Raw genomic sequence first — 607 nt, forward strand, 5'->3', positions numbered from 1 at the left:
AGCGTAAGGGTGGTGTGGACGGTACCGGCCCTAATCCAGTCGTAGGCCACCTGGCTATCAGTAGCCACGGTACCGTCAGAAATTTGCAATCCGCGCACCGCGGCGATAAACTCGCCCACATTCACCGCGCTTCTATCGGCGCCCCACATGTCCTGATGCAGGGTTTTACCGTCGTTATCCACTACTCGGATGTGTAAGATGTGCCCGCGGTAGGAAGCGTCGCAGTAGATGTCGGCCACTTCCACCCCGTGGAACGCCGCCAGGGCGTCCTCCAGGGTCTTGAACTTGCGGAACTTGGCCCCGCTGTACCCGTGTACTTGCTTCTTAGCCTCTTCCCAGGTCTGGTACACTCCGGGCCTCCGGCCCTGCCAAACGACATAGGGCATGGCGTGCCTCCGGTAAAAGTGAGGAGCAGGGCCTTTACAGACCCTGCCCCCAGGTCTAGACCCTTACCGCACCGCGTTGCCGATGCTCGAGAGCACCTTCCTCCACTCGGGCAGGCCAATCAGGGTGGTGTTGATAGGCGCGCTGCTCACGCCAAGTACCGCCACCGGCAACAACTCGGTGGGCACCGTCTCAAGGGCCTTAACAAAGTTCTTGGCCAGAG

The 607-nt window shown here is 60.6% G+C and carries 1 protein-coding gene; it reads right to left on the reverse strand.

Translation table 11 applies throughout. The annotated features are described in order from the left end of the window. On the reverse strand, positions 1 to 350 hold a 350-nt coding region (locus AC01Y6_RS11015; RefSeq protein ID WP_476671569.1), incomplete at its 3' end, for a ribonuclease H1 domain-containing protein. Positions 351 to 607: the final 257 nt, after the last annotated feature.

This window comes from Thermus sp., assembly GCF_056332225.1.